This is a genomic window from Burkholderia sp. Bp9143 (assembly GCF_003853645.1).
Classification (GTDB): domain Bacteria; phylum Pseudomonadota; class Gammaproteobacteria; order Burkholderiales; family Burkholderiaceae; genus Burkholderia.
The window spans coordinates 1-2349 of sequence record NZ_QTPO01000119.1; the positions used below are offsets into that span (position 1 = coordinate 1).

Genomic DNA, 2349 nt, shown 5'->3' on the forward strand with positions numbered 1-2349 from the left:
AAGGCTCGCAACGGCCAGATCGACCCGGTGTTCGGCCGCGATCGCGAGATCCAGCAAATGGTCGACGTGCTCGCACGCCGACGCAAGAACAATCCGATTCTGGTCGGTGAGCCCGGCGTGGGCAAGACCGCGCTTGTCGAGGGCCTCGCGCTGCGCGTGGCCGAAGGAACCGTCCCGAACGTGATCCGCGACGTGCGCATCCTCACGCTCGATCTGGGTCTGCTGCAGGCCGGCGCCGGCGTGAAAGGCGAGTTCGAGCAGCGGCTGAAGAACGTGATCGATGAGGTGCAGGCCTCGCCTGTCCCGATCCTGCTCTTCATCGACGAAGCGCACACCCTGATCGGCGCGGGCAACGCCGCGGGCGGCGCCGACGCCGCGAACCTGCTGAAGCCCGCGCTCGCGCGCGGCGAGCTGCGTACGATCGCGGCCACCACCTGGTCCGAATACAAGGAATTCTTCGAACGCGACGCCGCGCTCGAGCGGCGTTTCCAGATCATCAAGGTCGACGAGCCCGATGACGAGGCGGCGTGCCTGATGCTGCGCGGCCTGAAGAGTCGATACGCGCAATACCACCACGTGCATATCCGTGATGAAGCGCTCGTCGCCGCGGTCAAACTTTCGCGCCGCTACATTCCCGCGAGGCAACTCCCAGACAAGGCGGTCGACCTAATCGATACGGCCGCCGCGCGCGTCCGCATGGGTCTTGAATCCCCGCCGGCCGAACTGCAGCGGGCGCGCGCCGCAGTCGCCGCGCTGGAACTGGAGCTCGCGACGCTGGAAGACGATGCACGCGCCGGCATCGAGGACACGTCAGCGCGCCGCGCGTCGCTTGACGCGGCGCTCGCAGGTGCACACGATGAATTGACCGAACTGCAGGTACGCTACGACCTTGAGCTCACGCTCGTCAAGAAACTGCATGAACAGCGCGATGCCGAGCGCAGCGCACCGGACGGCGCGTCGTTCACTGCGGCACGGCAGGCGCTCGCCAGGGCGCAGGGCAAGGCTCCGCTGATTTTCGCGGACGTCGACGCGCAGGCGATCGCACGTGTGGTCGCCGAGTGGACGGGTGTGCCGGTCGGCAACCTCGTCGAGAACGAACTGCAGAGCCTGCTGACGCTCGAGGCGCAGCTCGCCAGGCGCGTGGTGGCGCAGGACGATGCGCTTGGCGCGCTCGCAGAAAGCCTGCGCACCGCGAAAGCGGGACTCAAGAACGAACACACGCCGCTCGGCGTGTTCCTGCTCGCTGGCCCATCGGGTGTGGGCAAGACCGAGACGGCGCTCGCGCTGGCCGACCTGCTCTTTGGTGGGGAAGCGGCGCTCACGACGATCAATATGTCGGAGTACCAGGAGTCGCACACAGTCTCGCAGCTCAAGGGTTCCCCGCCGGGTTACGTAGGTTACGGTCGCGGGGGTATCCTGACTGAGGCGGTACGTCAGCGCCCGTACAGCGTCGTGCTGCTTGATGAAGTGGAGAAGGCTCACCGCGACGTGCTCGACATGTTCTACCAGGTGTTCGATCGCGGCATGATGCGCGACGGCGAAGGACGCGAGATCGATTTCCGCAACTGCGTGATCCTGATGACGTCCAATCTCGGTAGCGCGCAGATTGACGAGGCCACGGCCGAGAATCCGGCGACCGCGCAGACTGAGCTGCTCGAGGCGATTCACCCGCAGCTTGTTGGGCACTTTCAGCCTGCCCTGCTCGCGCGTTTCCAGACGCTGGTCTACCGACCGCTTGACGCGACGGCACTTGCCTCCATCGTGCGCCTGAAGCTCGCGAAGTTCGCGGACCGCCTGCGCCGGCAACACGACGTGGAGCTGTCCTGCGACGAGTCGTTGATCGGCGCGATGGCCGAGCTTTGCCTCGCACGCGAATCCGGTGCGCGCAACGTTGACGCGTTCCTCAATCAGCGCATCCTGCCGACCGTCTCGCGTGAGTTGCTGGCGCGTATGGCCAGCGGCACCACGCCCGCGAAGATCGCGCTCTCGAGCTCGGCGGAAGGCAACCTGACGATCGACTTCGTCGACCGCGACGAGACGGCTCCTGACGACATGGCGCCCGCGCCGGTCGTCGCGTAACGGGAGCGACGTCATGTCGGCCGGACCGTCCCTCTACGACATGCTGCTCGGACAGATCGGCGGTGTGCCGCTCAATGCCCACGACGACCGGACGCTCGAATGCCTGAGCGTGCAGCAGAATGTGCAGCGCATCCTGAACACGCGAGCCGGCGCGCTGAAGCACCTGCCCGACTACGGTCTGCCGGACTTGACGAACATCTACAAGGCGCTGCCGGCGTCCGCGCACCTGCTCAAGGAACAGATGGAAGCGACGCTGCTGAAGTACGAGCC

The 2349-nt window shown here is 66.2% G+C and carries 2 protein-coding genes; both read left to right on the forward strand.

Annotated elements, in window-relative coordinates; all coding sequences use genetic code 11:
- Positions 1–2079: type VI secretion system ATPase TssH (gene tssH, locus DIE23_RS38840; RefSeq protein ID WP_124618159.1), on the forward strand; the 2079-nt coding region annotated here is incomplete at its 5' end.
- A 13-nt stretch (positions 2080–2092) separates the two neighbouring features.
- Positions 2093–2349 (forward strand): type VI secretion system baseplate subunit TssE (tssE, locus tag DIE23_RS38845; protein WP_124618161.1); only part of this gene is annotated, 257 nt, incomplete at its 3' end.